At 68.4% G+C, this 22,101-nt stretch carries 27 protein-coding genes, 1 tRNA gene and 1 riboswitch; of the genes, 13 read left to right on the top strand and 15 right to left on the bottom strand.

Annotation, left to right across the window (positions count from 1 at the left end):
- The first annotated feature begins 59 nt into the window (after positions 1-59).
- Entirely contained in the window at positions 60-1,082 is a 1,023-nt protein-coding gene (locus ACFWA7_RS16125; RefSeq protein ID WP_385823483.1) for an SEC-C metal-binding domain-containing protein, read from the top strand.
- A 73-nt stretch (positions 1,083-1,155) separates the two neighbouring features.
- Positions 1,156-2,118, top strand: coding sequence for a NaeI family type II restriction endonuclease (locus ACFWA7_RS16120; protein ID WP_385823481.1), 963 nt, complete (start codon positions 1,156-1,158; stop codon positions 2,116-2,118).
- Between the two features lie 39 nt (positions 2,119-2,157).
- Here ACFWA7_RS16120 and ACFWA7_RS16115 read toward each other — a convergent pair whose 3' ends face one another.
- The gene (locus ACFWA7_RS16115; protein WP_385823479.1) at positions 2,158-2,799 is read right to left on the bottom strand and encodes a hypothetical protein; all 642 of its coding nucleotides are present in this window, start codon (positions 2,797-2,799) and stop codon (positions 2,158-2,160) included.
- 272 nt (positions 2,800-3,071) lie between these two features.
- Between ACFWA7_RS16115 and ACFWA7_RS16110 the strand changes: the two genes are divergently transcribed.
- Both ACFWA7_RS16110 and ACFWA7_RS16105 read left to right on the top strand, forming a co-directional pair.
- Complete coding sequence (locus ACFWA7_RS16110) at positions 3,072-4,061, top strand: NaeI family type II restriction endonuclease (RefSeq protein ID WP_385823477.1); 990 nt, start codon at positions 3,072-3,074, stop codon at positions 4,059-4,061.
- A 13-nt stretch (positions 4,062-4,074) separates the two neighbouring features.
- Entirely contained in the window at positions 4,075-4,524 is a 450-nt protein-coding gene (locus tag ACFWA7_RS16105) for a very short patch repair endonuclease (protein WP_385823475.1), read from the top strand.
- 4 nt (positions 4,525-4,528) lie between these two features.
- On the opposite strand, the gene ACFWA7_RS16100 is transcribed toward ACFWA7_RS16105, so the two are convergent.
- Complete coding sequence (locus ACFWA7_RS16100) at positions 4,529-5,578, bottom strand: DNA cytosine methyltransferase (protein ID WP_385823502.1); 1,050 nt, start codon at positions 5,576-5,578, stop codon at positions 4,529-4,531.
- Positions 5,579-5,742: 164 nt separating this feature from the next.
- On the opposite strand from ACFWA7_RS16100, the gene ACFWA7_RS16095 reads away from it, so the two are divergent.
- Positions 5,743-6,498 (top strand): HNH endonuclease, encoded by a 756-nt coding sequence (locus ACFWA7_RS16095; RefSeq protein WP_385823473.1) that lies wholly within the window; start codon positions 5,743-5,745, stop codon positions 6,496-6,498.
- Positions 6,499-6,529: 31 nt separating this feature from the next.
- Here ACFWA7_RS16095 and ACFWA7_RS16090 read toward each other — a convergent pair whose 3' ends face one another.
- Positions 6,530-7,135: an ATP-binding protein gene (locus tag ACFWA7_RS16090; protein ID WP_385823471.1), complete on the bottom strand. Its 606-nt coding sequence runs from the start codon at positions 7,133-7,135 to the stop codon at positions 6,530-6,532.
- A 217-nt stretch (positions 7,136-7,352) separates the two neighbouring features.
- On the opposite strand from ACFWA7_RS16090, the gene ACFWA7_RS16085 reads away from it, so the two are divergent.
- From ACFWA7_RS16085 to ACFWA7_RS16065, 5 genes are read left to right on the top strand one after another with little or no spacing between them, the layout of a single operon-like run.
- Positions 7,353-8,201 carry a helix-turn-helix domain-containing protein gene (locus tag ACFWA7_RS16085; RefSeq protein WP_385823469.1) on the top strand — a complete coding sequence of 283 codons (849 nt, stop codon included), beginning with the start codon at positions 7,353-7,355 and terminating at the stop codon, positions 8,199-8,201.
- Entirely contained in the window at positions 8,198-8,410 is a 213-nt protein-coding gene (locus tag ACFWA7_RS16080; RefSeq protein WP_385823467.1) for a DUF397 domain-containing protein, read from the top strand. Before ACFWA7_RS16085 ends, ACFWA7_RS16080 begins: the two co-directional genes overlap by 4 nt.
- A complete protein-coding gene (locus ACFWA7_RS16075) occupies positions 8,398-8,631 on the top strand; it encodes a DUF397 domain-containing protein (RefSeq protein ID WP_385823465.1) in 234 nt (77 codons plus the stop codon). The genes ACFWA7_RS16080 and ACFWA7_RS16075 overlap by 13 nt, the downstream gene beginning before the upstream one ends.
- Positions 8,632-8,665: 34 nt before the next feature.
- Positions 8,666-8,890, top strand: coding sequence for a DUF397 domain-containing protein (locus ACFWA7_RS16070; protein WP_385823463.1), 225 nt, complete (start codon positions 8,666-8,668; stop codon positions 8,888-8,890).
- 53 nt (positions 8,891-8,943) lie between these two features.
- A complete protein-coding gene (locus ACFWA7_RS16065; RefSeq protein WP_385539958.1) occupies positions 8,944-9,246 on the top strand; it encodes a hypothetical protein in 303 nt (100 codons plus the stop codon).
- A gap of 286 nt (positions 9,247-9,532) precedes the next feature.
- Here the strand turns inward: ACFWA7_RS16065 and ACFWA7_RS16060 are convergent, their stop codons facing one another.
- From ACFWA7_RS16060 to ACFWA7_RS16040, 5 genes are all read right to left on the bottom strand, one after another.
- Positions 9,533-10,897 (bottom strand): DUF445 domain-containing protein, encoded by a 1,365-nt coding sequence (locus ACFWA7_RS16060; protein WP_385823460.1) that lies wholly within the window; start codon positions 10,895-10,897, stop codon positions 9,533-9,535.
- A 126-nt stretch (positions 10,898-11,023) separates the two neighbouring features.
- Positions 11,024-11,668 carry a DUF1707 domain-containing protein gene (locus ACFWA7_RS16055; RefSeq protein ID WP_385823500.1) on the bottom strand — a complete coding sequence of 215 codons (645 nt, stop codon included), beginning with the start codon at positions 11,666-11,668 and terminating at the stop codon, positions 11,024-11,026.
- 54 nt (positions 11,669-11,722) lie between these two features.
- Positions 11,723-12,688: an ATP-binding cassette domain-containing protein gene (locus tag ACFWA7_RS16050; protein ID WP_385823458.1), complete on the bottom strand. Its 966-nt coding sequence runs from the start codon at positions 12,686-12,688 to the stop codon at positions 11,723-11,725.
- Positions 12,689-12,700: 12 nt separating this feature from the next.
- On the bottom strand, positions 12,701-13,588 hold the full coding sequence (locus ACFWA7_RS16045; protein ID WP_385823456.1) for an ABC transporter permease: 888 nt from the start codon (positions 13,586-13,588) through the stop codon (positions 12,701-12,703).
- Positions 13,581-14,381 (bottom strand): ABC transporter permease, encoded by an 801-nt coding sequence (locus tag ACFWA7_RS16040; protein ID WP_385539951.1) that lies wholly within the window; start codon positions 14,379-14,381, stop codon positions 13,581-13,583. The genes ACFWA7_RS16045 and ACFWA7_RS16040 overlap by 8 nt, the downstream gene beginning before the upstream one ends.
- Positions 14,382-14,609: 228 nt before the next feature.
- Between ACFWA7_RS16040 and ACFWA7_RS16035 the strand changes: the two genes are divergently transcribed.
- Positions 14,610-17,114 carry a transglycosylase domain-containing protein gene (locus tag ACFWA7_RS16035; protein WP_385823454.1) on the top strand — a complete coding sequence of 835 codons (2,505 nt, stop codon included), beginning with the start codon at positions 14,610-14,612 and terminating at the stop codon, positions 17,112-17,114.
- Between the two features lie 12 nt (positions 17,115-17,126).
- Here ACFWA7_RS16035 and ACFWA7_RS16030 read toward each other — a convergent pair whose 3' ends face one another.
- The 3 genes from ACFWA7_RS16030 to ACFWA7_RS16020 form a co-directional block, all read right to left on the bottom strand.
- Entirely contained in the window at positions 17,127-17,447 is a 321-nt protein-coding gene (locus ACFWA7_RS16030) for a DMT family transporter (protein WP_385539948.1), read from the bottom strand.
- Positions 17,448-17,495: 48 nt separating this feature from the next.
- A riboswitch (guanidine-III (ykkC-III) riboswitch) is annotated at positions 17,496-17,567 on the bottom strand.
- A 65-nt stretch (positions 17,568-17,632) separates the two neighbouring features.
- A complete protein-coding gene (locus tag ACFWA7_RS16025) occupies positions 17,633-17,965 on the bottom strand; it encodes a GroES family chaperonin (protein ID WP_385539946.1) in 333 nt (110 codons plus the stop codon).
- Positions 17,966-18,038: 73 nt separating this feature from the next.
- Positions 18,039-18,362, bottom strand: coding sequence for a DUF3618 domain-containing protein (locus tag ACFWA7_RS16020; RefSeq protein ID WP_385539945.1), 324 nt, complete (start codon positions 18,360-18,362; stop codon positions 18,039-18,041).
- Between the two features lie 164 nt (positions 18,363-18,526).
- On the opposite strand from ACFWA7_RS16020, the gene bcp reads away from it, so the two are divergent.
- The gene (gene bcp, locus ACFWA7_RS16015) at positions 18,527-18,994 is read left to right on the top strand and encodes a thioredoxin-dependent thiol peroxidase (protein WP_385823452.1); all 468 of its coding nucleotides are present in this window, start codon (positions 18,527-18,529) and stop codon (positions 18,992-18,994) included.
- A gap of 560 nt (positions 18,995-19,554) precedes the next feature.
- Positions 19,555-19,637, top strand: a tRNA-Leu gene (locus ACFWA7_RS16010).
- Positions 19,638-19,704: 67 nt separating this feature from the next.
- Here ACFWA7_RS16010 and rdgB read toward each other — a convergent pair.
- The 4 genes from rdgB to ACFWA7_RS15990 all read right to left on the bottom strand — a co-directional run bounded on the left by rdgB (position 19,705) and on the right by ACFWA7_RS15990 (position 21,918).
- Positions 19,705-20,307 carry an RdgB/HAM1 family non-canonical purine NTP pyrophosphatase gene (gene rdgB / locus ACFWA7_RS16005; protein ID WP_385539941.1) on the bottom strand — a complete coding sequence of 201 codons (603 nt, stop codon included), beginning with the start codon at positions 20,305-20,307 and terminating at the stop codon, positions 19,705-19,707.
- Positions 20,308-20,335: 28 nt separating this feature from the next.
- Entirely contained in the window at positions 20,336-20,722 is a 387-nt protein-coding gene (locus ACFWA7_RS16000) for a hypothetical protein (protein ID WP_385823450.1), read from the bottom strand.
- Between the two features lie 96 nt (positions 20,723-20,818).
- Positions 20,819-21,556: a ribonuclease PH gene (gene rph, locus ACFWA7_RS15995; RefSeq protein WP_385823447.1), complete on the bottom strand. Its 738-nt coding sequence runs from the start codon at positions 21,554-21,556 to the stop codon at positions 20,819-20,821.
- A gap of 128 nt (positions 21,557-21,684) precedes the next feature.
- The gene (locus ACFWA7_RS15990; RefSeq protein ID WP_018517946.1) at positions 21,685-21,918 is read right to left on the bottom strand and encodes a glucose PTS transporter subunit EIIB; all 234 of its coding nucleotides are present in this window, start codon (positions 21,916-21,918) and stop codon (positions 21,685-21,687) included.
- Between the last annotated feature and the right edge of the window lie 183 nt (positions 21,919-22,101).

The following is a 22,101-nucleotide window of genomic DNA, read 5'->3' as shown; positions in this document are numbered from 1 at the left end:
ACTCACCAGGGCCGGAACACCCCTCCGCTTGGGCCCCGCACAGCAGTACGGTGTCCCTCATGCGCCCCGACACGCCTGCCGATCACACCGATCACACCGCCGAAGCCGAGCGTCTGCTGCGCACCGCAGCGCAGTACCCCGAGGACCACGAGCCCCTCCTCCTCCAGGCGGCGGCCCACTTGGAGCTGGCCGGCGACCGCGAGCGCGCCACGACGCTCTACGACCGCCTTCTCGCCGCCGAGCCCGAGCATCCGGCCCGGATCAAGGCCTTCAAGGCGGCGAACCTCTGGGAGTACGGCCACGAGGCGGAGGCGCGGGCGATCATCGAGGGCATCCGCGGCTCGGCGCCCCGGGACCCGGCCCCTTGGGGGATCGTGGCGGAGACGCTGGAGACGCACGACGAGCTGGACACGGCGCACGCGACCCTGACGACGGCGCTCACGCTCCTGCTCCCCGCCGACGACCCGACGGCGGACATCCCGTACCCCACCCAGTCCTTGCTGACGGCCCGCCACCGCGTACGCCGCCTGCTCGCCCTGGACCACGACGCCTGGGACGAACTCGCGGACCGCCTCCACCGCGCCGAGATCACCCTGGACGAACTCCACGACCCCAAGCGCCTGTGGTCCCTGGGGTCGGACGACCCGGCGGAACTGAAGGCGGAACTGGCACGCCTGCGCACGGAGTTGGGCACCGCCCGCGCCGCCCTCTCCCGCCCGTTCCCGGTAGCGGTCCTGCACTGGCCGTCCCCGGAGCTGGACGAACTCCTGGCGGCCTACCCGTCCCTGTCCACGGAATACCCCACCCACGCGGCCCACCTCCTGGACATCGAGGCGTCCTTGCGCGAACTGTCGGCCACCGGCACGGCGAACCTGGGCATCGTGACGGGCACGGTCCCGTCCTACGAGGCCTTCGCGGCGTCGGAATCCTCATCCCCGTCGAACGCGGACCTGCTGCCGCAGTACGCGACGACGTTGGCGGCCCGGGGACGGGCTGTGGCTTGGCCCCCTCGGCGGGGGGAGGCTTGTTGGTGCGGGTCTGGGGTGGGGTATGGGGAGTGCCACGGAACTCCCGGGGTGTGACCGGGCGATTACACCCTCCCTGTAATGTCACTGCCAGACGACTGGACGCCAACTCCTGGAAGAAGGCTGCTCGTTGCTCCCGTTCGACGTGACTGCCGCCGCCAACATCCCCTCACAGGTCTTGCTGCATGAAGACCCAGAGCTAGCCGCGGTTTATGAAAGTCTTCGCCAGGCAGACCCCACGGGCCAGCGCTTTGCGGCTGTGCTGCGCGACACGATCGACCAGCTGCTCAATGGCGAGGTCACGGGACGGTACGACTGGAAGACGCTCTTCAAGACCGAGAAGACCCACGCCGGCACGGTCGTTGAGATCAACCTCCAGCGCGAGTTCAAGTTCGATGACGGCATCGACATGGACTACCGGATCGCAGGGACCGACGTCGACTGCAAGTACTCCCAGGCGTTCGGCGGCTGGATGATCCCGCCAGAGGCCATGGGCCATCTGTGCCTTCTGGTCTGGGCAGACGACTGCAAGAGCCGCTGGAGCGCCGGCCTGCTCCGGATAGAACCGGAGTGGCTCAACAAGGGCAACAACCGGGACCTGAAGCTGACAGTCAAAGCCGAGCACCGCAACAAGATCCTCTGGCTCTGGCACGAGGCGGAACTCCCAGAGAACATCCTCTTGCATATGGACGAGGATGATCGAGCCGCAGTGTTCGCACACTCGTCGGGCCAGGCGCGCCTTAACGAACTATTTCGCCGCGCACAGAAACGCCGGATCGGGCGCAATGTCGTGCGCACTGTGGCGCAGCAAAAGGACTACATGAAGCGCGTACGTGGCAACGGAGGGTCCCGGTCGGCGCTCCAGCGCGAGGGAATTGTGATCATCGGCGACTACGACAGCCATCGCGCTGTGGCTTCGCAGCTGCAGATTCCCATACCACAAGAGGGAGAATTCGTCAGTGTCCGACTGGCGGAGGTAAATCCTGGAGAATCCACACAGGCGAGCGTCCTGCTGGACGGGCACCGGTGGAGGGTAGCGGCACGGGATGACCTGCCCCAGACGGCTCCAGCCCTTCCCGCGCACACAAAGTAGGGCCACCCCCTGCCCTCACGGGCCAGCACGAGGCCTCTCTCAGTGCGTGCGAAGCAGCATCTCTGCGGCGCGGTCTAGATGCTCGGCTGCAGGGAGATGAACACGGCCAAACACAGTGGCAGGCCTCAGCTCTATGGTTGCAAATTCCAGTGGTGGCCGGAGGTCACCGAGTAGCCGTTCCGCCGGCATCTTCCTCCCACCCTGTGCCCCCTCCCTGAATTTCTTGTTTCCCACACGCAGACTCAAAGCTGCGCGCCCAGCCCAGCAGTCAACTCGGAAGAGGGCATCGGCTAATGGATGCACCCTCAGGTCCACACCTCTCATTCTCAACTGGACGATCGTGTAGATCTCTCGCAAGAAGCTGTAATAAGCGTTGCCTATGCGCCATCTCATAGCCGCCCGCGCCAAGGCGGGCGGCACGCCCTCCGCCGAAACCGAGCTCACCTGCGCCCGCGCAGGCCCTCCGAGCATTCGACGCCCAAGCGGGTCTTCGTCCGCGAAATATCGAAAGTCCTGATAGCTCGGGAGGTTCCCTGACTTCTCCAGGCATACATGGAACATGTGCGTAAACGCGAAGTCGGGATGCCAGTCAACTATCGCCTGGACCGCTTCACCATCACACCTGTTCACCTCGCCAAGCGCATGCTCTGTCCGTGCACACACTGCCGTTACGTCTTCCACGCGCAGCTCGTACACCCGACGTACACAGTGACCAAGCACTACCGGGACCACATCACGACGGCGCCCGTCGCACCTCCAGGCGGCGTAGACCTCCCGAGTGCGTGGCGACCGGCAGAACAGGTTTAGTACGTCACCGGCCGATGTCTCCAACACCACTCGGCACCCACTCCCGCCGTAGCGACCAACTTCCCGGTTCTCTAACGTAGTTGAAGGCGCTGCCGCGGGTCACGCGCGCGGGCGGCAGCAACGCCGCCACCTTGTAGCCTGACCGGATGGACGCCCACGATCCCGACCGCCCCGCATCGCCGGCGGACCTGACATCACTGCATGCCCCAGACAGCCCTGACGTTGCGCTGCGCGAGGTGGCTGACTGGTTCCGCGCCTTCCCTGGAATGGAAGCGACCTTCGGGGCATGCATCCGGCAGGGCATCGACGAAGTTCTGGACGGCGCCAGGACAGGACGGTACGACATCACCGACAAGGACACGGTGGAGTCGACAGAAAAGACCTACCTCGGCACAAAGATGGAGATTCTAATCCGGTCGGCATTCGGCCTGGCGCGCGGAAAAAAGATGGACTTTCTGGTAGACGGTCACGAGGTAGACGCCAAGTGGACCATCAGGAAGAACTGGACCATACCGGTCGAGGCTAAAGGCCACATCTGCCTGCTGATGTCAGCAGACGATCACGCTGCAACGTTCAGGGTAGGGCTTGTGAGGATCGGCGCCGAGTCGATCAATCCCGGCAAAAACAGGGACGCAAAGAGCGGATTGTCACGTACCGGCCGGGACGGGATCGAATGGCTCGTGTCCGAGGGAAGTCTGCCCAAGAACCTTTTGCTACACCTTCCCGAAAGTGCGCGCGCCAAGATCCTGCTCCACACGTCAGGCCAAGGGCGCGTAAACGCACTATTTTTGCACGCCCTGAGGCGCAAGATAAATAGAAGGGTCATACAAACGCTGGCCCAGCAAGAAGACTACATGGCGCGCATCCGTGACGATAAAGGGAATTCACGAGCACGTTCAGCGCTTCGTCGGCAGGGAATTATTATTCTCGGAGGAGCACTCCGACGGCACAAGGAGATCGCACTTGGCCTAGGAGGCCCTGTTCCCGAACGGGATGAGTTCGTCAGTTTCTGCATAGCCAAGCAACAGCCCGAGCACGACCTTCTCCCGTCAGTCGAGCTTGATGGAGCGTCATGGATCGCTGTCGACGACCCCAAGGCAGCTCCCGACCCAGCACCCAAGATCCCAACGAAGTGATTTGCAGCCTCTTATGCCAGATGAGTGGAATCCGCCTGCCGGATCCTGGGCATCCTCAGAAGCCCGCCGCAGGAACATGCAAGCCATCCGCAGCCGCGACACAAAGCCGGAGCGGCTGATCCGCAGTCTCCTGCACGCCCGCGGCCTGCGCTACCGGGTAGCGGCCAAGCCGCTACCCGGCCTTCGCCGGACGGCCGACGTGGTCTTCCGCCCAACGAAGTTGGCAGTGTTTATTGACGGCTGTTACTGGCACGGGTGTCCCGAGCACTATGTCTCGCCCAAGACCAACCCCGGCTACTGGTCGGACAAAGTGGCCCGGAACATGGCACGCGACCGCGACACAGACCAGCAACTCAATGAAGCCGGCTGGACCGTGCTGCGCTTCTGGGAGCACGAATCGCCGGAGGACTGCGCGATCAGGATCGCGGCGACGGTGAGTCGACTCCGAGCCGAAGGGAAGTAAGCGGTTAGCGCTCGTTCTTCTTCGCTGCCTCGAACGCCGCGTAGATCTGCTCTCCAACCGCCTGGGCCACAGGCGGCGGAAAGGCATTACCGACCTGCCGATAGGCCGCCGTCTTCCGGCCACTGAAGTTCCAGTCGCTGGGGAAGCCCTGGATGATCGCTGCCTGGCTCACCGTGAGCTTAGGGCCCGCCTCCGCGAAGAGGTCGCGTTCCTTATCCTTGATCTCATCCGGGTCATTGGCGACGCCCAGCCCGCAAACTCCTAGTTCCGCCCAGGCGCGCTTCGCACGCGTCGGACCGAGATCTGCTCCTCCGTGCTTCTTCGAACCGCCTACGAGAGTCGGGGCCACGCCCCCCAGAGCCTTCTCGTACCAATTCTTGAACGCCTCCTCGGCCCTCAGGTCATCAGCCACTGCGTCGAACCGCTCACGCATCGTGTCGTGCAGCGCCTCGCCAACCGAGACCTCCGGGCGGGGGTGAGGCTTCGTGTGCTCAAAGAACCGAGCGAACTCCGGCTTCATCGCCACCAGAATGGCCCTGGGACGGAGCTGAGGAACGCCGTACCTCTTGGCCTCCAGCACCTCCCAGTAGCACTGCTCGTAGCCCATTGACTCCAGCCGCTTGATGATGTCTTCGCGATAGCCAGCGAACTTCTGGTCCACCAGCCCACGTACGTTCTCGATCATCACCGCTTTGGGGTCAAGCTGTTCAACGAGGTCGAGCATCGTCGGGAAGAGGTCACGCTCGTCATCCCGGCCGAGCTGCTTGCCGGCCGCCGAGAAGGGCGGGCAAGGGACGCCACCAGCCAACAGGTCGAGCTGTCCGCGCTCCAGGCCCAGGCTCTGCGGGTCAAAGTCTCTTAGGTCCGCCTGGATGACCTTGCAACCGGCCCACTCAGCATCCTGGCTGGTGTTCGCCTCCAGAGTGCTGCACGCATCCTTGTCGATCTCGATCAAGGCAACGTGCTTGAAGCCTGCATGGTGCAGGCCGACGGCCTGGCCCCCGGCTCCAGCGCAGATTTCAACCGACTTGTACTTGAGGTCATTGGTGCGGATCATGCCCCCTCCTTCCGGCTAGACAACGGCGGACACTCCACGTGACCAGCCGTTACAGAGGGTGACAGACCCCACTGACAACGAGACCGCTCCAAGTTTGCAGTACGTTGCTTCATTCTCCGAACACACCCCCCGCCCCACCGAACACTCATACGATATGGCTCATGCTTCGCAGCCCTGTATGGACCCGGGATGAGCTGGTGCTGGCCTGTGCGCTCGTCGTGAAGAACGGCTGGCGTGAGCTTCGGGTCGGGGACCTGGCCGTACAGGAGCTCTCGGACCTGCTCCGGTCGCTTCCGCTTCACGACGGCATCGCCAACCGCCTTCCCGAGTACCGGTCGGTCGGCAGCGTCAGCCGCAAGACCACTGACCTCGCCACGAACCATCCCGCCTACGTCGGCAAGCGAACGAAGGGCGGAAGGCTCGATCACGAGATCATCAAGGCGTTCATCGCGAACGAGGCCGACATGCTCGAAGCGGCGAGGGCCATCGAAGGCGGCATCGGGTCTGGTGCACTCGCCCGGATCCCGGAGCAGCCGGATGAAGTCGCCGAGGACGGCACCACAGCACCTGAGGGCCGCCTCCTCGCCCGGTGGGCGATCTACCGGGAACGCAACCCCAAGCTGCGCCAGCGGAAGATCGCCCAGGCCCGTCGGCTCGGCCAGCCCCTGCAGTGCGAAGTGTGCGAGTTCCACTTCGGGCAGGTCTACGGGGAGCTCGGCAAGGACTACATCGAGGTGCACCACACCCTGCCTCTCCACATCTCGGGGCCTCGCGAGACACGGCTAGAGGATCTGGCATTCCTGTGTTCCAACTGCCATCGCATGTGCCACACGAGCCATCGCGGCGAATCATGGCGCACCCCCGATGCCGTACGGGCCGAAATAGCGAAAGCCACGGGGTCGGAGAGCACCGAGTAGCTACCTGAGGGCTGGGCGCACTGTCCTCGCATCAGGCCGCCTCGGCCTCAAAATGCATCTGCGCCCGGTCCAGGAAGTCATCCGGATCCCGCCCCTGCGCAGCCAGCAAGTGCAGCACATCTGCAATCAGGTCAGTCGCCGCTTCCTCCAGCGCTGCGCTGCTGCGGACTGCTGTTCGCCGGTACTGCTCCAGCAGGGCCGCAGCCCGCTGGACCCGGCGGCACTGGGGCGCGGGCTCCAACGAGAGTTCGCACCAGACCGCCTTGCCCGTGGCGGTGAGAACCGTGCCCCAGTCCACGGCCAGCCCTGCGAGCAGATGGAGACCCCGGCCGCACTCGGCATCACAGGCCGCCTGCGTGCGGGTCGGCACTGCATGGCTCTTGTCGTGGAGCTCCAAACGCAACCGGTCACCTGACGCCTGAAGGACAAGCGTCGCGGCGGCACCCTCACCGACATGCTTGGCGACGTTGGCAGCCAGCTCCGAAGCGACCAGCTGCACCTCGTCCGCCACCGCGCCGAGCCCCCACAACCCGAGTTGGGTCCGGACGGCTTTTCTCAGCATCCACAGCTCCGAAGCGGCGGCCTCGAACGGAAGGACGCAGCGGAGTTGGGGTTGGACGCGTTCCTTGCTGGACATGGCGAGACTCCCTCCCGCGCCACGGCAGCGCTGCGCCTGCCGTATCCGTACGGCTGCACTGCGTGGCGTTCCGGTTACAAGAATGACAGCAAGAAGTCTCGCTATGTAACTTCTCACGAGAATCCATCGAGTGAATCTGGTGGTACATCAACTTCCGTGCTGCCTAGCCTGATTGCGGTCGCGGGCAGAGAGCCCACGCGACCGGGGAGGAAGCCGCATGTCCGAGAGGGCCACTACGCGCCGACGCCAGCTCGGAGCGATGCTGCGCAAACTGCGGGCGCGCAAAGGGCTGACGCTGGAAGAGTCCGGCAGGCTCGTCGGAGTTTCCAAGGCGACTGTCAGCCGGTACGAAACGCAGGCCGGGCCAGTGCGGTGGATCGTCGCCGATGCCCTGTGCCGTGCGTACGAGGCGAGCGCGGCGGAACATGCCGCGGTCGTCGGTCTTGCCAAGGATGCCAAGCAGCAGGGCTGGTGGAGCTCGTTCGCGGACTCGATCCCGGAGACCATGAACCTTCTGCTCACGCTGGAAGACGAAGCCGTCCGGGAGGACCACTTCTCCTGCGTGTACGTTCCGGGGCTTCTCCAGACGCGCGCCTACACCAGCGCCATTCAGCAGGCCAATGAACTGCGGCGGGCGCCTGAGGACATCGAGCGGCTAGTGGACATCCGTATGAAGCGGCAGGAGATCCTGAGCCGGACGAAGCCGCCTCACCTGTGGGCCATCCTCGACGAGTCCGTCATCCGGCGCGTTGTCGGCTCTCCCAAAGTCATGCGTGAGCAGCTCAGCCACCTGCTCGAAGCGAACAGCTCCCGCCACATCACGCTGCAGGTGCTGCCCTTCGCCAAGGGTGCGCACACGGCGGCGCTGGGCAGCTTCGTCATCATCGGCGGCCAGGAGCCGTCCCTCGATGTCGTCTACGTCGACCTCCACATCGGCTCGCTGTTCATGGAGAAGGACGTAGAACTGGAGCGTTACAGGCTTGCGTTCGACTACCTCCGCGCACAAGCGTTGGACATGGCCGCTTCATCGGCCTTGATCGAGCGCGTACGCGAGGAGATGCAGTGAAACCGGAGACCGCCCCTGTTCAACAGCCCACCTGGTTCAAGTCGTCGTACAGCGGGGGCAACGAGACCGAGTGCGTCGAGGCCGCGTTCGTTGCCCCCGGCACCGCCATACGTGACTCCAAGCACCCCCGAGGTCCCCACCTCACCTTCGCTGGCCCCACCTGGGAGGTCTTCGTGGAGGCACTGCGGAGAGAAGGATGGTCACGGTGAACGCCCGCAGATCGGATCTACAGGGTGCGGTGACGGGCCAAGACGTCCGCTGGGTGAAGTCCTCGTACAGCGGCGGCAGCGGTACGGAATGCGTCGAGGCCGCGTTCGCGGTGCCGGGCACGGCGATACGTGACTCAAAGCGGCCCACCTGGCCACACCTGCGGTTCTCAGACCGCGCCTGGGAAGTCTTCTTGTCAGCGCTGCGGGAAGAGTGGCGGTAGTCAGCACTGTCAGTCAGACCAACAGGGAGCTTTGATGAACCACGAGGACGTTCGCGCGAAGCCCTCACCCAACGGCGAATGGTTCAGGAGCAGCTACAGCAACGGATCGGGAGGGGAGTGCGTGGAGGCAGCGTTCCTCGCCCCCGGCACCGCCATACGCGACTCCAAGCGACCCACCGGCCCGCGCCTGCGGTTCTCCGACCCCACCTGGGCCGCCTTCGTCACCGCCGTCCGGGCGGACCGGATGCGGGCAGGCTGACGTCTCCCGTTAGCCTCGGAGTGGACAGTCCATAGAGGCGCAGGAGGCACAGCATGGCCAAGGTTCCGGCAGCAGCCATAGCCGCGGGTGGGCTCGTGGGTGGGTACGGGGTTGCCCGGTGGACCAAGAAGCGGCCGCTCGGTGGGGTGGCGCTGGCCGCCGCCGGGGCCGTGGCCGCGCGGGAGTGGCAGCGGACGGCCGGGACCAAGGCGGCCGTCGGGCTCACCACGGCCTACGTCGCCGCCTTCGCCGGGTCGCACCCCCTGGCCAAGAAGGTCGGCGCCTGGCCCTCCGTGTTCGCTGTGGCGGGTGGGGTTGCCGTGGCCTCCTGGGCCGTCACCAGGAAAAATGCCTAGCCGAGAACGGGAACCGTCTGAACGCGGGGAACGACTCGTACGTACGTAACACCGCACACTGCGACTCCCCGCAGGATGGACCGCTGGGTGCGTGGCCACGCAGAGCAGGGACAGGACTGCGGTCACGCGCCCAGCAGGGGAGAGACCGGGACAGGGATGCCCGCCGGGTGGCCCGCGCTCGCGCCGCCCGCACCCGCACCCGCACCCGCGCCCGCACCACGGCAACCCCCCGCATCCCAGCCCGCCAGGGCCCCGCACCCCACCCCCGCCCAAAAACGCGCCCCCCCTACCCCCCAACCCCCCGCGCCACCGCAAAGATCACCACCCCCGCCAGCGCCCCCACCACCGTCCCGTTGATCCGGATGAACTGGAGGTCGCGGCCGATGTGGGCCTCGATCTTCTTCGATGTGTCGTCCGCGTCCCAGGAGCGGACCGTGTCCGTGATCAGGGACGTGATCTCCGCGCGGTACGTGGAGACCACGTAGGCCGCCGCGTCCTGGACCCAGCCGTCCACCTTCGACTGGAGGCGGGTGTCCGTCGACAGGCGGGTGCCCAGGGACAGCAGGGACGCCCTCGCCCGCAGGCGCAGCTCGCTGCGCTCGTCTTCCGCCGCCGCAATGATCATCGCGCGGACGGAGGACCACGCCGAGGCGATCACGTCCTGGACCTCGGGGCGGGACAGCACGTCCGACTTCAGGCGCTCCACCCTCGCCCGCGTCTCCGTGTCCGACTGGAGGTCCGCCGCGAAGTCCGCCAGAAAGCGGTCCAGCGCCCCGCGCGCCGGGTGCGAGGGCATGTCCCGCATCTCCGTGACGAAGCGGAGCAGTTCCTTGTAGACCCGCTCGCCCACCTTTTTGTCCACGAAGCGGGGGGTCCAGCCGGGGGCGCCGCCCTGGACCGCGTCCATCACCGAGTCCCCGTGCAGCACCAGCCAGTCGTGCGCCCTCGCGCACACCAGGTCCACCACCCGGCGGTGGCCGCCGTCCGCGACCACCTTCTCCAGGGTCTTGCCGATGCCCGGGGCGATCTCCGCCGCGTCCGCCCGGCGGGTGATCGCCTCGCCCACCACCGCCTGGACGTCCGAGTCCCGCAGGACCGTGAGGGCGCCTCGCAGTGCCGTCGCCAGCTCTGACGTCACTCTGTCCGCGTGGGACGGCTCCGCCAGCCAGGTGCCTACCCGGGCGCCTATCCCGAGGGCGCCCAGCCTCGTACGTACTACCTCCGGGGAGAGGAAGTTCTCCCCTACGAACGAGCCCAGCGACTCCCCCAGCTGGTCCTTCTTGTTCGGGATGATCGCCGTGTGCGGGATCGGGACGCCCAGCGGGTGGCGGAACAGGGCCGTCACCGCGAACCAGTCCGCCAGCGCGCCCACCATCCCCGCCTCCGCCGCCGCCGCGACGTACGCCGCCCAGGAGCCCGCGCCGGAGCGGTCCGCCCAGGTGGCGAGGGCGAAGATCAAGGCCACCAGGAGCAGCAGGCCGGTCGCCGTGGCCTTCATCCGGCGCACGCCCCGGCGCTTCTCCTCGTCCGCCGCCGTGTACGAGAACGCGGACGTCAGGCCGGCGCCGGGCGCGGCCGCGGCCGACTCGCCGAGGCCACCTGGCCCGCCGCCGCCCGGCTCCCCCGCCCTGGCCGAATCAGTACGTTCCATTCGCTCCGCCCGTCCACGCGCACGCGCCACCCCGTACGCAATTGTCCCTACATGAGGGACTCCCGGGGCGCACGTCGAGTTCCCGTGGGAAGAGTGAACCCTCCTGGCGTGCCCAGCGGCGTGCCCTCAGCGCAGTTCCTCGCGGGGTGCGTCCCCGGCCTTCCGCTCAGCCGCCTTCCGCTGTTTGCGCTCCACCCCGATGCCGCCCATCAGGGCGAATCCCGTCACCGTCACCCGCGGTGAACCCGGGGTGCCCTCGCCCGTCGCCCTGTCGCCGAAGCCGCCCATCAGGCCGAAGCCGCGGACCCTCACCGTCAACTCGGGCGGGACCGTCACCCCCATACCGCCCATGACCGTGAAGCAGCGGATCACCGTTTCTGCGGACTCGAAACGGGCCTCGCGCAGGTCGATCTCGCCGCCGCCCCACATGGCGAACGCGGTGAACGTCCGGCCGACCGTCCATGTACCCCTGCGGCCGAACCCGCCCCAGAAGGCGAAGGCGCCTCGCGAGGTCGCCGTGCCGCCGATCCTCGACGGCCAGTCGAGCTCCGCAGAAGACGAGGAAGCCGAAGAGGCGGCCGTGGAAGGGGCCGGTGTGCGCACGCCCGGTGCCGGCAGATCCCGTACCAGCGGCGCCAACTCCCCGTGCGTACGCGCCTTGTACGCCGCCTCCAGGCGCTCCTCGAACTCCTCCATGTCGAGCCGGCCCTCGGCCACCGCGTCCCGCAGCGCCTCGGCCACCCGCTCGCGTTCCGCGTCCGATGCCCGCATCTCGGGAAGACCCGCCCCCGAAGCCCCCGAAGGTCCACTCGTCATACCGCCAGCCTAATGAAGGCCCCGGTCGGCGTACATCCGAGCGATCACCGACTCGATGTCCGGCTCCCGCACCGACAGGTCCACCAGCGGATACCGCTCCGCGATCTTCGCCACCAGCGGCGCCGCCGACGCCGTGGCCGGGAACGCCAGCCACTGCCTCGGCCCCTCGACCTTCACCACGCGCGCGTCCACGAGGTCGATCGGCGCGAGCTCGCGCTCCAGGTCGACCACCAGGGTGCGCTCGCTGCCGCCGACCTCGTGCAGCCCGGCCAGCGCGCCGTCGTACACCAGACGGCCGTGGTCGATCACCATCACGCGCTTGCAGAGCTGTTCGATGTCGGTCAGGTCGTGGGTCGTCAGGAGCACGGTCGTGCCGAGCTCCGCGTTCAACTCCCCCAGGAAGGTGCGTACTTTGGCCTTGCTCACCACGTCCAGACCGATGGTCGGCTCGTCCAGATACAGCACCTCCGGGTCGTGCAGGAGGGCCGCCGCGATGTCGCCCCGCATCCGCTGGCCCAGCGAGAGCTGGCGTACGGGCACGTCCAACAGCTCGCCCAGGTCGAGGAGTTCGACACAGCGGTCCAGGTTCTCGCGGAAGCGGGCGTCCGGGATGCGGTACATGCGGTGGGCCAGGCGGTACGAGTCGTACAGCGGCAGGTCCCACCAGAGCGTGGTGCGCTGGCCGAAGACCACGCCGATACGGCGGGCCAGACGGGTGCGCTCGCGCGAGGGGTCCAGGCCCGCCACCCTCACCCGGCCGCCGCTCGGGGTCAGGATGCCGGTGAGCATCTTGATGGTGGTGGACTTCCCGGCGCCGTTGGGGCCGATGTAGCCGACCATCTCGCCGCGCGGCACCGAGAAGGTGATCCCGTCGACCGCCCTGACCTGCTTGCGCTCGCGCCGCAGCCGCCGCCCGTTCTTGCGGCGCACCTCGAAGACCTTCTCCACGCCGTCGAGTCGGATCACATCACCCATGGTTGCCTCCCGTCAGCTTCCCGTACTCCGGTACGCGCGCACGCCCGCCCGCCACGCGACCCCCGCCAGCGCGCAGCAGCCCGCCGCCACCAGCGGCGGCGTGAACGCCAGCCAGCCCGGCAGGTCCAGCGGGTACGGCCGGCCCAGCACGTACATCGCGGGCAGCCAGTTCACGAAGGCCAGCGGGACCACGAAGGTCACGCCGCGCACCATGTCCTTGGCGAAGACCGTCGGCGGGTACTGGAGCATCTGGTTCCCGCCGTACGTGAAGGAGTTCTGCACCTCGGAGGCGTCCTGCGCGAAGAACTGGAACGCCCCGCCCGCCACGAACACCGCCGAGAAGATCGCCGCGCCGCTCAGCAGCATCAGCGGGATCATCAGCGCCCGCAGCGGCGTCCAGTGGACGTCGAGCGCCGGCAGCGCGTAGCCGAGGACGAGGAGCCCCTGGGTGATCCGGCCCAGGCGGCGCAGCGCGAACCGGTCCGCCGCGACCTGGGCGAGCACCGGCACCGGGCGCACCAGCAGCGTGTCGAGCGTGCCGTCGCGCACCCGGCGGCCGAGCCGGTCCATCGACCCCATCACCAGGTCCGCGAGCCCGAACGCGGCGCCCGACGCGCCGTACAGGAAAGCCACTTCGGGCAGCGTGTAGCCGCCCAGCGCGTCGATGTGCGAGAACATCAGCAGGATCGCCACGAAGTCGAGCCCGGTGGCCAGGAAGTTGCCGAGCGCCGTCATCAGGAAGGACGCCCGGTAGGCCAGCGTGGAGCGGATCCACATCGCCGCGATCAGGCGGTACGCGCGGATGCCCTCGGCGGCGCCGCGCAGCCGTCCGGCCGGCGCCTCGTGCCGGGGTTCGCGGGCCGCCGCCCCGGCCACCCCGCCGGCCACCGTCTCAGCCACCCTGCACCACCACCCGCCGCGTCGCCGCCGCCTGGAGCAGGCGTCCGATGCCGAGCAGCAGCGCGGCCCAGCCGAGCTGGAAACCGTACGCCCGCACCAGGCCCCAGCCCGTGTGGCGGCCGAGCAGGACGTCGGCCGGGATCTGGAGCAGCGCCGACCAGGGCAGCGCCCGGGCCACCTCGCCGAGGGCGCCCGGGAAGACGTTGAGCGGCAGCAGCATCCCGGAGAAGAAGATCCCGCCGAGCCAGGCCATCTGGGCCATGCCCGCCCCGTCGAGCAGCCAGAACGCGGAGAGCGCCACCAGGTAGCGGATCGAGAAGCTGACGAGGACGCCGAGGAAGACGGCGAACAGGAACGCCAGCCACGTCCGCGGATCGGCGGGCAGCGCCAGGTCGAAGGCGAGCGCGCCGAACACCAGCGGCACCAGCCCGCGCCCCAGGAGGTGGAAGGCCGCCCGGCCCACGTCACCCGCCAGCCACCACAGTTGGAGGTCGGCGGGGCGGTACAGGTCGATCGCGATGTCACCCGTACGGATACGTTCGATGAGCTCGTCCTCGAAGCCGCCGCCCATCATCGCGACCGTCATGATGAGGGCCTGGCCCAGCCACACATAGGTCAGCGCCTCGGCCTGGTCGTAGCCGCCCAGGCGAGGGCGGACGCTCCACAGGGCCATATAGGTGTACGCCATGACCGCGCCGAAGACGGTATTGGTGAACACCCCTGCCGCCGTGGCGATCCGGTACGTCGTATGGCGCCGGAACCCACCCGCGGCAACGACCGCGTAGAGCCGCACCCCACACCTCCCCGTCCGGTCCGTGTATGAAGGGGCCACGCCCGACCGTGCCCGACAGCGCCCGAGCACCGCACCGCGCGCGTGCGCGTCACCGTACGCAGAGCCGGGGCACCGAAGCGCCCGACCCTAGTGCCGTCCGGCGTCCACCGCGACGGCTTTTCCACGGCCGGACGTGCAATATGGGCGTACATCGCGAATCACCCGATACAGCGCAGTGGCGAGAGAGACATGAGCGACGACGAGCAGCCACCCCGGCCCCCTCAGGGCTGGGCCCCTCGGGACCTCAGCGCCATCGGCCCGGAGGCCCCCGCCGCCCCGGGCGGCGACGCGGAGGGCCCGGGCGAGGAGACCGGCAAGGGCAAGAGGAAGCGGCCCGAGCGGACCGGCTGGCGGCGCACCATTCCCACCTGGCGGATGGTCCTCGGCACCGTCCTCGTCGTCGCCCTGCTGCTCATCGGCGGCTTCATCGCCGGCTACGCCCTCGTCCACATCCCGCCCGCCAACGCCACCGCGACCGCCCAGTCCAACGTCTTCCTGTACGCGGACGGCAGCCAGCTCGCCCGGGACGGCGAGATCAACCGCGAGAACGTCCGGCTCGCACAGATCCCCCTCACCGTCCAGCACACCGTGCTCGCCGCCGAGGACCGCGACTTCTACTCCGAACGGGCGGTCGACCCCAAGGCGATGGTCCGCGCCGCCTGGAACACCCTCACCGGCAAGGGCAAGCAGTCCGGCTCCACCATCACCCAGCAGTACGTGAAGAACTACTACCTGGGGCAGGAGCAGACGATCAGCCGCAAGGTGAAGGAGTTCTTCATCGCGATCAAGCTGAACCGCGAGGTCAGCAAGTCGGACATCCTGGAGGGCTACCTCAACACCAGCTACTTCGGCCGCAACGCCTACGGCATCCAGGCCGCCGCCCAGGCCTACTACGGCAAGGACATCGAGAAGGCGACCACTGCCGAGGGCGCCTATCTCGCCTCACTGCTCAACGCCCCCAGCGCGTACGACGTGGTGGCGCACCCGGAGAACAAGGCGAAGGCCGTGGCGCGCTGGAACTACGTGCTCGACGGCATGGTCAAGAAGAAGTGGATGACCCCGGCCGAGCGGGCCGCCGCCACCTTCCCCGTACCGGGCAAGGCGCGGCCCGCGGCCGGGATGGCCGGGCAGCGCGGCTATGTGGTCGAGGCGGTCAAGGACTATCTGACCGACAACAAGATCATCGATGAGAACACCCTGGCCAAGGGCGGCTACCGGATCACCACCACGCTCCAGAAGGCCAAGCAGGACGCGTTCGTCGCCGCCGTCGACGACAAGGTGATGTCCCAGGTCAGCGCCGACCGCAAGGTGGACCGCAACGTCCGGGTGGGCGGCGCCTCCATCGACCCGGACAGCGGCAAGGTGCTCGCGATGTACGGCGGCATCGACTACACCAAGCAGTACGTCAACAACGCGACGCGGCGCGACTACCAGGTCGGCTCGACCTTCAAGCCCTTCGTCTTCACCTCGGCCGTCGAGAACGCCTCCAAGACGCAGGACGGGCGCACGATCACCCCCAACACCATCTACGACGGCACCAACAAGCGCTTCGTACAAGGCTGGTCGGGGACCCCGTACAACCCCTCGAACGAGGACGACAGGTCGTACGGGCCGATCACCGTCCGGTCCGCCACCGACCTCTCGGTGAACGCGGTGTACGCGCAGATGGCCGTGGACGTCGGCCCCAGGAGCGTCCGCCGGACCGCCGTCGCCCTGGGCATCCCCGCCGACACGCCCGACATGCCCAACGGGCCGTCCATCGCGCTCGGCACCGCGACCGCCTCCGTCCTGGACATGACCGAGGCGTACGCCACGCTCGCCAACCACGGCAGGCACGGCACGTACACGATGGTCGAGTCCGTCACCAAGGACGGCGAGAAGGTGGATCTGCCCGCACAGGACGACAAGCAGACCGTCACCCGCGAGGCCGCCGACACCACCACCTCGATCCTCCAGAGCGTCGTGGAGGGCGGCACCGGTACGGCCGCGCAGGCCGCGGGCCGTACGGCCGCGGGCAAGACCGGCACCGCCGAGGACGACAAGGCGGCCTGGTTCGCGGGCTACACGCCCGATCTGGCCACCGTGGTCGCGGTGATGGGCCAGGACCCCGACACGGCCGCCCAGAAGCCGCTGTACGGCGCCCTCGGCCTGCCCCGGATGAACGGCGGCGGGCCGCCCGCGCAGGTGTGGGCGCAGTACACGGCGGGCGCGCTCAAGGACGCCGAGCCGCAGGACTTCGACCTCCAGCTCCAGGAGGGCGCGTCCGTGCCGCCGCCGGTCGAGACCCAGGCCCCCAACCCCAACACCCCGAACCCGCCGGGCCAGACCGAGGGCCAGGACCAGGGCCAGGACCAGGGGCAGACACAAGGACAGACCCAGGGCCAGACGCAGGGCGGGACGACCAACGGCGGCCCGACCACGGGCGGCACGACGACGGGCGGGACCACCGGGGGCACCACCGGAGCCACCACCGACGGAGGCACCACGACCGGCGGCACCACCGGCGGCCCGACCGACGGAGGCACCACCACGGGCGGCACCACCGACGGCGGCACCACCGGAGGAACCACGGACGGCGGGCCCACCAACGGCGGGACGACGGCGGGCACCGACGGCGGCGCCACCACGGGCGGCGCGACGACGGGGACGACGGCCGGGGGCGCCAACCGCCCGCGCCGCCCACCGCGTACGTAGGAGCGATACGGGTCAGTGGCCGGAGGTGGCCTTGAGGCCGACCACGGCCACCAGAAGCAGACAGACGAAGAAGATCCGGGCGGCGGTCGCGGGCTCACCGAGCACCACCATGCCGAGCACCGCCGCACCGGCCGCGCCGATGCCCACCCAGACGCCGTAGGCGGTACCGATGGGCAGGGTCTTGGCGGCCTGCGAGAGCAGCGTCATCGAGGCGACGATCCCGGCACCGGTGAAAAGACTGGGCAACAGCCGGGTGAACCCGTCGGTGTACTTCATCCCGATCGACCAGCCGACTTCGAGCAGACCGGCGACGAGCAGCAGAACCCAGGCCATGACAGACACCTCCGAGAGACGTACGCGCGCGTACGTCCGCACGCGCGGGGTGCGTCGTCTTGTCGTAACCCGGTACGACGCGTCTCGTCGGGGTGCCTCAACGCTAGCAAAAGACCGCGAAAGGGCAGCGAAAAGGGCTGGTGGCGAGGGCCACCAGCCCGTGGTCTGCGCGGTGGGAAGCAGGGTCAGAGATACAACCCGGTCGAGTCCTCCGACACCCGCTCCGAGGCGACGGCGTGCAGATCGCGCTCCCGCATCAGTACGTAGGCGATGCCGCGCACCTCGACCTCGGCACGCTCCTCGGGGTCGTACAGCACCCGGTCGCCCGCCTCGACCGTCCGGACGTTCTGCCCGACCGCGACCACCTCGGCCCAGGCCAGCCTCTTGCCGACGGCGGCGGTCGCCGGGATGAGGATGCCACCGCCGGAGCGCCGTTCGCCCTCGGGTGTGTCGGACCGGACCAGCACGCGGTCGTGGAGCATCCGGATGGGCAGCTTGTCGTGGGTGTTCTGGCTCACGGACCGAACCTACCTGTCCCGACCCACGTCGTATGCCGAAGGGCCGGGGAGAAGCAGGACGAGAAGGCGGCGGTCAGTCCCGGCGCTTCTTGGCCGACGACATGGCGAGCAGCCCGACGAGACCGAGGGCGAGGAGCGCGACCGGCACGATGCGCTCGACACGGGGCGCGCCGTCCTCGTTCACGAACTGGGCCTTCACGTCCGAGACGGTCCGGTTCACGGCGACGAAAGCCCGGCCCGCGGTGCGGTCCACGGCCGAGGCGACCCTGGCCTTCGCGTCGCCGACGATCGTCCCCGGGTGCAGCCGCACGCCGATCTCGTCGAGCGTCACCGCGAGCTGGTCCCGGCGGCTCCTGATGTCCGCCTCGATCTGCGCAGGGGTCCTGGCTTCCGACACTGCGCCGCCTCCGTCGTTTTATGGGGTACGGGGTGTTGTACAGGGTGTTCCGTGGTGTTCCGTCATCGACAGTCTGTCAGCTCTACCGCCGATGCACTGTCACAGGCCCCCATTAGGCTCTGCTGGAGTACGCCACACCCCCGTCCCTTCCGGAGGAAGATCCCATGAGCGAGCGACTCGTCCCCGGCGACACCGCCCCCGCCTTCACCCTGCCCGACGCGGACGGCAACGAGGTCTCGCTCGCGGACCACAAGGGCCGCAAGGTCATCGTGTACTTCTACCCGGCCGCCCTCACCCCCGGCTGCACCAAGCAGGCCTGCGACTTCACGGACAACCTCTCCGTCCTGGCCACCGCCGGCTACGACGTGATCGGCGTCTCCCCCGACAAGCCGGAGAAGCTCGCGAGGTTCCGCGAGCAGGAGTCCCTCAAGGTCACCCTGGTGGGCGACCCGTCGAAGGAGGTCCTGGAGGCGTACGGGGCGTACGGCGAGAAGAAGCTGTACGGCAAGACGGTGACCGGCGTCATCCGCTCCACGGTGATCGTGGACGAGGAGGGCAAGGTCGAGCGCGCGCTGTACAACGTGAAGGCGACGGGCCATGCCGCCAAGATCATCAAGGATCTGGGGATCTGAGGTCCGGGTTCCGCCGTGCGAAACGGTCCGTGCCGCGCTCTGTGCGGACGGGCCGTTCCACATTCCGGGTGCGACTGTCCGGAATCCGGGTCGTCACTCCGTAGGGGTCACCAACATGTGGCACACCAATCACAGGTGAGTCCGGCGCGCGGCGGCCCGCCCCGGCCTCGGCACGAGTCGCTTCAAGCGTCGAAGCCGGGCGCGTCCGGAGCGCACCGCGCCCACGACGAAAGCGGACGGGCACTGGCGACCTTTCCGAAACATGCCGCCCGGACAACAGGTCTCCACTTCATCGAGCCCTGACCGAAATCGGAGTGCCGTACATGTGCGTCGAGTGTGGCGACACCGGTGAGCGGCCGGGGCGACCGATCACCTTGCAGATCGACCACATCAATGGGGGCTGGCGGGACAACCGCCGGGAGGATCCGCGCTGTTCGTGCCCCGACTGCCACGCGATGACGGAGACGTGGTGTCGCCGGAAAGAGCCGACGCACCTCGCCGGACAGTCCGCTCTGCCCGTACACTGAACTCCGCCGATCGAGCAGCGCGACTGGCAGCAGGCGGCCTTGGCGGAACGGCAGACGCCTCGCATTTAGGGTGCGATGGGAGTAATCCCGTGAGGGTTCGAATCCCTCAGGCCGCACGGAGCATGAAATCGAAGGTCTGGCTCGCAGTTCCCGCGAGCCAGACCTTCACGCCTTGGCAGGCTCTCAGCCCAACAGCTCCCGCACCACCGGCACCAGCGCCCGGAACGCCTTGCCCCGGTGGCTGATCGCGTTCTTCTCCTCGGCCGTCAGCTCCGCGCACGTGCGCGTCTCGCCCTCCGGCTGGAGGATCGGGTCGTAGCCGAAGCCGCCCGTACCGGTGGGGGTGTGGCGGAGGGTGCCCAGGAGGCGGCCCTCCACGACCCGCTCGGTGCCGTCGGGGAGGGCCAGCGCCGCCGCGCAGGCGAAGTGGGCCGCGCGGTGTTCGTCCGCGATGTCGGAGAGCTGGGCCAGCAGCAGGTTCAGGTTGGCCCTGTCGTCGCCGTGGGTGCCGGACCAGCGGGCGGAGAAGATGCCGGGGGCGCCGTTCAGTACGTCCACGCACAGGCCCGAGTCGTCCGCGACCGCGGGCAGGCCGGTGGCCTGGGCCAGGGCGTGGGCCTTGAGGAGGGCGTTCTCGGCGAAGGTGACGCCGGTTTCCTTGACGTCGGGGATCTCGGGGTACGCGTCGGCGCCGACGAGGTCGTGGGGCAGTCCGGCGTCCGCGAGGATCGCGCGGAGTTCGGTGATTTTGCCGGCGTTGCGGGTGGCGAGGATCAGGCGGGTCATGCCCCCAGTATCGGGGGCGGGCCCGGCGTCACGGTGTGCAGACCTTGCCGACTTCCTTCGCCGCGTCCTTGACGGGGCTGATGTCCGGCGTGTTGTCGCCGTTCTTGATCGCTGAACGGACGTTCGCGACCGCCTTGTTGAGGTTGTCGACCGCCTTGGAGAGGTCGGCGTTGTCCGTCTTGTTCTTCAGCGACGACAGGTTCTTGTCGATGGCGTTGAGGGCCTGGTCCGCCTGCGTCGGGTTGTCGGTGGCGTTGGAAACGGCGCGGCCGAGGTCGTCGACGCTGGAGGCGATCGCGTCGGCGGTCTGGACGCAGTCGAGCGCCTTGCTGACCGCGCTGCACCCGACGGCGGCGGGCAGGGCGAGGGTGGCGGTGACGGCGGCGAGCGCGAGGGCGCGGCGGCTGCGGCGCATGGGCGGGTCCTCCCCGGGGTGTACGGACGGGCGTACGGTTCGGCCCGTACGCCCGTGTCGGTAGGGACGCCCGGAGCGGCCCTCTTGGTTGCCTCTTTACTCGCCGAGCGTGCGGCCGAGCGCCTCGACCTGGAGCGCCCCGAGGTCGGCGCAGCCGCCGGTGGCGAGGTCGAGCAGGGCGTTGAGCTCCTTGCGGTCGAACGGCTCGGCCTCGGCGGTGCCCTGGACCTCGACGAAGCGGCCGTCGCCGGTGCAGACGACGTTCATGTCGGTCTCGGCGCGGACGTCCTCCTCGTAGCAGAGGTCGAGGAGCGGGACGCCGTCGACGATGCCGACGGAGACGGCCGCGACCGTGCCGGTGAGGGGCTGGCGGTTGGCCTTGACCAGCTTCTTGGTCTGGGCCCAGCTGACGGCGTCGGCGAGGGCGACGTACGCGCCGGTGATGGCGGCGGTGCGGGTGCCGCCGTCGGCCTGCAGGACGTCGCAGTCGAGGACGATCGTGTTCTCGCCGAGGGCCTTGTAGTCGATGACGGCGCGGAGCGAGCGGCCGATCAGGCGGCTGATCTCGTGGGTGCGTCCGCCGATCTTGCCGCGTACGGATTCGCGGTCGCCGCGGGTGTTGGTGGAGCGCGGGAGCATCGAGTACTCGGCGGTCACCCAGCCCTCGCCGCTGCCCTTGCGCCAGCGGGGGACGCCTTCGGTGACGGAGGCGGTGCAGAAGACTTTGGTGTCGCCGAAGGAGATGAGGACGGAGCCCTCGGCGTGCTTGCTCCATCCGCGTTCGATGGTGACGGGGCGGAGCTGGTCGGGGGTGCGGCCGTCGATACGAGACATGCCCCCGAGCCTAGCTCGTGGGCGCCGGGGCCCCGGGCGGGGGCGGGGCACGCGAAAGGCATGCGAGAGGGCACGCGAGAGGGGCCCCTCCCGCGCCGGGAAGGGCCCCTCTCAAAGACTCGCGTCGCTTACATCATGTCTTCGATGTCCGCCGCGATCGGGTCGGCGTCGGTGCCGATGACGACCTGGATCGCGGTGCCCATCTTGACGACGCCGTGGGCGCCGGCGGCCTTCAGCGCGGCCTCGTCGACCTTGCTCGGGTCAATGACCTCGGTGCGGAGGCGGGTGATGCAGCCCTCGACCTCTTCGATGTTCTCGATACCGCCGAGCCCGGCGACGATCTTCTCAGCCTTGCTGGCCATGTCTGTCTCCCTGTTCTTTCAAAGAACGCTGTGGCGGCGCACCGCAGGTCCGGCCGACCGCAGTTCCGCTTTGTCACCGTAACGCACGTTTGGCCCAGTTACGCGAGCGGGCGTCCGCGCGCTGGCCAAGGATGACGATCACCGGCACCGCGCCCGTGCGGCCAGGCTCCGGACGATACCGCA

Source organism: Streptomyces sp. NPDC059994 (assembly GCF_042737755.1).
Lineage (GTDB): Bacteria > Actinomycetota > Actinomycetes > Streptomycetales > Streptomycetaceae > Streptomyces.
The sequence above is the reverse complement of the archived record's forward strand: the minus strand, read 5'-3'. Positions and strand labels throughout refer to the sequence as shown.